Raw genomic sequence first — 7,079 nt, forward strand, 5'->3', positions numbered from 1 at the left:
TTTCTTCAATGCGGATAATATTTAAATCTACAATACTTTTTCCAAAAATTCTTTCGGTTAATATCCGGTTATATTTGCATATGCACTATTTGCTTCAATAATTTTACCATCTATAGTGGTTATTGCCATTCCTGCAGGAGTTAAAGTAAAAAGATTTAGAATACTTTTCTTCATATCTTTAAGGAGCATTTCTGTCTTTTTCGTTCGTTTATGTCTAAAATAATTCCCATAGTTCTTATGGGTTTACCTTGAGAATCTCTTATTAAGATTATTGCTATACGAACCCAGATAACTTGCCCATCTTTACGTATATATTGTTTTTCGATATCATATTGGGGTATTTTACCTTTTAAGAGTTTATTAAAGTTATCAGAGTCCTATTCACGGTCTCCGGATGAGTCAAATCAGAAAAAGTTTTTGTATATTAATTCATCTGGTGTATATTCAGTAATTTTGGAAAATTGATCATTTACTTAAATAAATCGTCTACTTGAAGGATCAATAATAGCAGTTCCAACTGATGCAAGTTCAAAAAATGCCCGAAATGTAGCTTCACTTTCTTCCAGCGCGTTTTTAGCTTTTTTTACGTCTTGTAATATCTGCAGCAATAACTACTCCTAATATAATCTGTCCATTTTTGTCTTTTATTGGTGTAGAACTAACGTTCAGTACTTTTTTGGTTCCATCTTCAAATGAAACTGAGATTTCTTCATTGATAACTGTTTCTCCGGTTGTTATAGAACGAGATAAAGGCCATTCTTCAGGTTTATATGGAGTGCCATCTGGATGAAATCCTTTATAAACATTATAATCTTCAATATCCTTTGAAGGTGTAAATGGTTGTTCCCATATTTTTTCGAATTGTTCATTAGTCCTTATTAACTTTCCTGAGGGGGCCTCAGCTACAGCGACAGACACGGGGATATGGTTTAAAACGGTATTTAAAAGATCCTGCTCGTATCTTAATTTTTCTTCTATTTTTTTCTGTTCTGTTACATCTCGAGTGATGCTTCCAATTATTATTCCTTTTTCTGTTCTAATTGGATAAGTTACTGATTGTGTATACCTTATTTCTCCATCAGGGCGCTTAATTCTGCGATCTAATGGCCTATTTATCCAGTCTGTATCTCCAGTTTGCAGGAATTGTAAAATTGTACCCTTTATGTAATCATATAATTCTGGAGTTTTCTCTTCATCAGGCAATAATTCATATTGAGATTCCCAGATCAGCCGACCTAATTCTTCTTCTCTTTGATGCCCTGTTATCTTTTCCATGCCTTTATTCCATTCAATAATAACTCCTTTTTCATCAATTATTGAAATTCCATCAGTTGACTGTTCAATAGTACTCCTGAACTTTTCTTCACTTTCCAATAACTCTATTTCAGCTTTTTTTTGCTCGGTTATATCTCTGACACTTTCAATAGCACCATAGAGGTTACCTTCAGTATCATAAAGAGGAGATGCTTTAACAAATACATAAGCTCCTTTTCCACCAAAGAGATTATTAACAAATACTTCTGCAAATAATGTGTTCCCTTCCCTTTTTACATAACTATATTTAGATTCTATCTCTTCTTCAGTTAAAAAAATTAGATCAATTATTATTGGCCTTTTATAACCATAAAATGGTACTGAATAAGCATAATCACCTTTACCTATCATTTCTCCTTTAGAAACGCCTGTCATTTGTTCAAGCGCGTTATTCCATGCGATTACCTGCTTATTTTTATCAATTACAAATGTAGCGTCAGGTAGAAACTCAATTATATCTGAAAGTTTCTGATTTACTGCACGTATTTCTTTTTCTGCCTTTTTTTGTTTAGTTATGTCTGTTGTCAATGTTACATACAAATCTTCTTTTGGCGCAAATGCAGTTATTGAGAAATATTTATCAAGAATGGTCGAATATGTTTCATATTTTGTTCCCCGGCCCGTAGATAATACTTCGTTAGCTACTTTAAGCTCCTCTTGTGAAGCTTCATATCCATAAATCTCTGTAATATTTTTTCCTACCAGTTCTTTTTTTAAAGATTTCCGTTGCCTGTATGCAGCAAGATTTGCATATGTTATAGTAAGATCAACTATTTTATCAGAACCATAGCGCACAGGAGTATAAACTACTACTCCTTCCTGCATATACTCAAAAAAACGATAATCTAAACCAGGTAAAGGACCATATTCTTCGGTTTTAATTTCATCTTCTTCATCATTTATGCCAGGTGTTCGATTATTCATTGAATTATTCCCCCTATTTCTCTTTTTTTGCAGGTTAAATGTGTTAAATATGAGATTTAATAGTGATATTTATATGATTTCAAGCATAAATACTCTTTAGTATTATATTATTATACTATCACTTTAAACTAATTCCTCAATTATTTTAACTCAAAAAACTATATAATAGTTATTTATCTTAGAATTATCGGCCTTAGTTCTAATTATATGTTTTTAGTTTGTATTCAAAAGTAATTTACCATTTTTTTTAATATTTTGAAACATTTTGAAGAATTATACAGAGTTTAAATGATATCATAGTTACTTAATAAATTATATATGGTTTAATTACTATTAAATGAAAAAATTTTTATTTAAATGATATTTTTTAAGATAAAAATGCTTATTAAGAATTTTAACTCTTTTTTTATACTTTATAATTAATATAATAAATATTATAAAAATATAAATGTTTTCAATTTTTTTTGATTAATATATAATGGTTTATATAAAAACTCAATAGTAATATATTTATTTAATAACTTATTAATATAATAATAAGAAGATTAAATTGAAAATTTAGTACATTTGAGCAGTAACATGCACAAAACAACTGAATATGGATAATTATCTCTTAATTATCCATATTTTAGATAAAAATACATTAAAGCAGTATAAAAAGGTACAAAGATAAAAATCTTCTTATTTAAAAACATGAAATAGGTGAGAAGTTTTGAAAAGCACTAAAACGCTAAAAAAGGAGCAAATATTTGCACTTGTAGCAATTGGACTGCTTGCAATAGTCGTTTCCATATCAACAGCCAGTGCTGCATCACAAGTCTATGTAAATACGACTGGTAGTGATACTGATGGAGATGGTAGTGCAAATCTGCCATATCTCACAATAGGTTACGGAGTACAACAGGTAGACAACGGGGGAACAGTATTTATAGCATCTGGAACCTATACTGGAGATGGGAATAAAAATATAGTTATTGAAAAGAACATTGATATGAGAGGGGCAGGTCAGGAAGATACCATAATTGATGCGGAAGGCTCAAGCAGAGTTTTCACTGTTAAAGAGGGATATTTACTTGATATCAAAGATTTAACAATTAAAAATGGAAATGCTGTAGGAGTAGCTCCTGTTGAGGAGTCAGGTGGGGCTATTCAAAATGAAGGTTTGTTGATTGTTGAAAACGTTAAATTTACAGGAAATCAAGCAGATTCTGGCGGTGCTATCTCCAATGGAGGTACTACAACAGTTAAAAGCAGTACCTTCACCAGTAACACAGCAAGTTATTGGGGAGGAGCTATAACAAATAGCGGTATATTAACTGTAACCGGTAGTATCTTCACAACTAATTCCGCATCTGAAGGAGGAGCTATTTTCAATCTTGTAAATGCAACCATTACAGGCAATACTTTTGAAGGTAATACTGTAACAAGTAGAGGTGCAGCTATATTCACCTGGGATTTATTTGCGAATGATACTCTTATTGCAAATAACAACCGTTTTATAGGAAACAGTCCAGATGATCTAGTTTCAGAAGATGTTTCAACAACCTACTCCAGCACAATAGATCTTAAAAATAACTGGTGGGGTTCAGCCACCGGCCCAGCAGCAGGCCAAGTCGTTGGTACCACTAATTACACTCCATGGCTTACTTCAGATCCAAACGGTACCACACCACCAGCAGATACAACTGCCCCTAAAGTCACTGCAACTCCTGCAGGAGGATCATATTACAGTCCACAGAATATTGCCCTAGCAGCAGATGAAATAGCAACAATATACTACACAATAGACGGAAGTGACCCGACCAAATCAAGCACATTATATTCAGGACCAATAGGCATATCAACCTCTAAAACATTGAAATTTACAGCATGGGATAGCGCGGGTAATCAAGCTCTAATATCCACACTTAAATACAACATATACAAAAAAGTCTCATACAGCTACATAGTAAAAGTGCCTTATAAGAAATTCTGGTATAAATCCTGGTATAAATTAAAATATAAAAAATGGTACAAGAAATATGGAAAATGGAGATATAAATGGAGATATAAGTGGAAAAAAGGCTGGAAATACAAGTGGTTATACACTAATCAGGTAAGATGGGGTACAAAAAACGTTTTAACATAATCTCTTTATGAGATTCTTTCTTTTTTTTATTTGAATAGATTTTAATTCTATGTCATAATTTATAAACAAATTTACAGTAAACGGGACCTAATTTTTGAAAAATATATTAAAAATATCTTAATTTATTATATTTCATGCCCGCAAAGTACCTTAACTTGTGGATATACTTTTTTGAACTTAACTAGATTATTTAATGATGATTGTGCCATTAAAACATCATCAGTGTAGTCTCTGGGGCCTATACATTTTTCAAATCCTAATTTTATAAAACAGGCATCAGTTGCAAGCAGGAAAGGACCTTTTTTTCCATTAATTAAAAAGGATATATGTCCTCTAGTATGTCCGGGCGTTGGTATGGCCCAAAATGAGCTGTCACCAAAAATATCGGCACATTGCCCTAAAATTGGCATGTTAAGAGCTTCAAAAAAGTCTATTTCGTATAGAACTTCAATTCCTTTAAAATAATCTCCATAAAAGAAGGGTTTATGGTTAACATATTCCTCTCCCCTTCCAACAACATAGAAAATATTTTTTGGTAAGTCACGAATCCCTGCAATGTGATCAGAATGTAAATGGGACAGGAAAACACCTTTTAAATTAACAGAATTCTTTTGAAGGTGATATAAAATGCCCTGATTTCTTTTTTGAATGTACGCATCGCCAAAAAGCTTCAAACTTTTAAATAATCCTGCAAAGATACCATTCATCTTTCCGAATGGATCTTCGTAATAAGAGCTATCTAACCCGGCATCAACAAGATAATCCCCATAAACAGAATGATGAATCCAATGGGCAAGTATTGGGACTTTTAGAAGCTCATCTTTAATTTCTCCAGCATTGGGATGATCTGGATTCAATGTACCCCGTTTATTCAGTATTACATGTCCTGTAATAAAGCTTTTAACAGCTATAGGTCCTGGGTTTTTAAAAACTTCGTTCCAGTCATTAAAATTGCTCTTTTTAATTCTAAATTTTTCTCTTTTCATGATAAAACCAGAATTCAATAACTCAATTATATTTCTATTGATGTTTAATAAATTTTTTAAGACATTTAAAAAAATAAAAATAGAGGGAAAAATTAATTTAAAACTAACTGATTCCTTTAAAACACTTATCTAGATGTTCTTTAGATGGTGGTTTGGTTATTAAACTCACCACAATGGTCATAATAACTGCTAATGGTAGTGCAATGATTATGGGGTCTACAGTAGGCCAAGGGCTTGCTGTGAGTATTGTTGCTTTACCTGTAAGCGCCTGGCAAATACCCAATGCCGCCGCTGACTTTTTGAAACCGAAAACCAGCCAGAATAAGCTAAGAAAAGACCCTGATACAAGTCCTGCAATCGCACCTTCTTTTGTTGCTCTTTTCCAGAATAATGCGGCTGTATACATGGCAAGAAACGCTGCGGCAGTTATACCAAACCACATTGAAGTTCCAACTGCAACAATACTTCCAGGAAGGATAAATCCAAGAATAACTGCAATTATCACTGCAATTGCAATTCCTCCACGTGCCACCATTACTGATGATCCCCTCTTTTTCCTTGAAACTGTTTCATAAACATCTCTTCCAATAGCAGTTCCCTGAACATGGAATTGGGCTGAAAGAGTGGACATCGCTGCTGAAAGTAGGGTTATCATAAACAAATAGGCAAACCAGAGAGGCATGGCAGTACTGATAAATGCAGGGATAACTTTATCAAGGTTGCCTCCAGCAGCCTGAACAGCTGTTTGACCTATATGTTCGAAGAAATAAACATTAGATAAAGAGCCCACTACATATGCAGTAAATGTGGTCATGAATATAAAAATTCCTCCAATTAAGACTGCTCGATTTAATTCACGGTTGGATTTAACGGTCATGAATCTTACAACCAGTTGTGGTTGAGATAGAACTCCAATACCTACTCCCAGTATAATACTTGAAACTAATGTCCACCAGAATGGACTTCCTAATGCGGGCATAGTTGTCCAGCCCGTAAATCCAGTAGCAGAAGCTTTGGCAGTAGCGCTTTGTGGAACTACATTTACAAGATTTGTAAGAGCCTGATGAGCATTTACTACATCTCCAAGTAACCAATAGATAGATATAAGCAAGAAAAGCATTCCAAAGAACATAATGGTTCCCTGTAAGGCATCAGTATACATTACACCCCTTATTCCTCCGAAAATTACATAAACTGCCACAATAATGGCCATTACAATTAATGCAATATTGTAATCTATTTGGAGAGTTGTTTCCACAAATCTGGCCATCCCAATTAGTACTGCTGAAGCGTATAAAGGCATACCTATGAATATTACCGCTCCAGAAAAGTACTGGATAAATTTACTGTCAAAACGCCGTGAAAGGAACTCTGGAAAAGTTAAAGCATCTAAATTGTGCCCCATTTTCCTTGTACGCTTACCAAAGAAGACAAAAGCTATAAATATACCTACAAGGATGTTTAAAAATACAAGCCACAATATGCCCATACCATAATTAGCGGCAGTCCCACCAAAACCTACAATTGCTGCAGTACTGATGAATGTGGCACCATAACTAAGAGCCATGATATATGGGTGAGTTTTACGCCCTGCAACCATGTAGTCGTCCGCGCTTTTGGTCCTTTTCCAGGCCACATATCCTACATAACCTATCATAAGAAGATAAATTGCTACTATGATACTTAGTGTTAATACATCCATTTACTAACCTCCTTTTTGAATTTTA

6 protein-coding genes are annotated in these 7,079 nt (G+C 33.6%); 1 reads left to right on the forward strand and 5 read right to left on the reverse strand.

What is annotated here, in order from left to right; all coding sequences use genetic code 11:
- Nucleotides 1–57 precede the first annotated feature (57 nt).
- The 3 genes from QMD61_11250 to QMD61_11260 all read right to left on the reverse strand — a co-directional run bounded on the left by QMD61_11250 (nucleotide 58) and on the right by QMD61_11260 (nucleotide 2,238).
- Nucleotides 58–189, reverse strand: a complete 132-nt coding sequence (locus QMD61_11250) for a PAS domain-containing protein (protein ID MDI6725210.1) — start codon at nucleotides 187–189, stop codon at nucleotides 58–60.
- A gap of 284 nt (nucleotides 190–473) precedes the next feature.
- Nucleotides 474–608 carry a hypothetical protein gene (locus tag QMD61_11255; protein MDI6725211.1) on the reverse strand — a complete coding sequence of 45 codons (135 nt, stop codon included), beginning with the start codon at nucleotides 606–608 and terminating at the stop codon, nucleotides 474–476.
- Nucleotides 574–2,238 (reverse strand): PAS domain S-box protein, encoded by a 1,665-nt coding sequence (locus QMD61_11260; GenBank protein MDI6725212.1) that lies wholly within the window; start codon nucleotides 2,236–2,238, stop codon nucleotides 574–576. The genes QMD61_11255 and QMD61_11260 overlap by 35 nt, the downstream gene beginning before the upstream one ends.
- A gap of 712 nt (nucleotides 2,239–2,950) precedes the next feature.
- On the opposite strand from QMD61_11260, the gene QMD61_11265 reads away from it, so the two are divergent.
- Entirely contained in the window at nucleotides 2,951–4,366 is a 1,416-nt protein-coding gene (locus tag QMD61_11265; GenBank protein MDI6725213.1) for a chitobiase/beta-hexosaminidase C-terminal domain-containing protein, read from the forward strand.
- A 125-nt stretch (nucleotides 4,367–4,491) separates the two neighbouring features.
- Here the strand turns inward: QMD61_11265 and QMD61_11270 are convergent, their stop codons facing one another.
- Both QMD61_11270 and QMD61_11275 read right to left on the reverse strand, forming a co-directional pair.
- A complete protein-coding gene (locus QMD61_11270) occupies nucleotides 4,492–5,352 on the reverse strand; it encodes an MBL fold metallo-hydrolase (protein MDI6725214.1) in 861 nt (286 codons plus the stop codon).
- A gap of 103 nt (nucleotides 5,353–5,455) precedes the next feature.
- Nucleotides 5,456–7,054, reverse strand: a complete 1,599-nt coding sequence (locus tag QMD61_11275; GenBank protein ID MDI6725215.1) for a sodium:solute symporter family protein — start codon at nucleotides 7,052–7,054, stop codon at nucleotides 5,456–5,458.
- Nucleotides 7,055–7,079 lie beyond the last annotated feature (25 nt).

Origin of the sequence: Methanobacterium sp., from assembly GCA_030017655.1 — an archaeon.
Classification (GTDB): Archaea; Methanobacteriota; Methanobacteria; order Methanobacteriales; family Methanobacteriaceae; genus Methanobacterium_D.

Coding starts and splice junctions, on each gene's coding strand:
- QMD61_11250 (MDI6725210.1), bottom strand. CDS start 189: ATGCTCCTTAAAGATATGAAGAAAAGTATTCTAAATCTTTTTACTTTA.
- QMD61_11260 (MDI6725212.1), bottom strand. CDS start 2,238: ATGAATAATCGAACACCTGGCATAAATGATGAAGAAGATGAAATTAAA.
- QMD61_11270 (MDI6725214.1), bottom strand. CDS start 5,352: ATGAAAAGAGAAAAATTTAGAATTAAAAAGAGCAATTTTAATGACTGG.
- QMD61_11275 (MDI6725215.1), bottom strand. CDS start 7,054: ATGGATGTATTAACACTAAGTATCATAGTAGCAATTTATCTTCTTATG.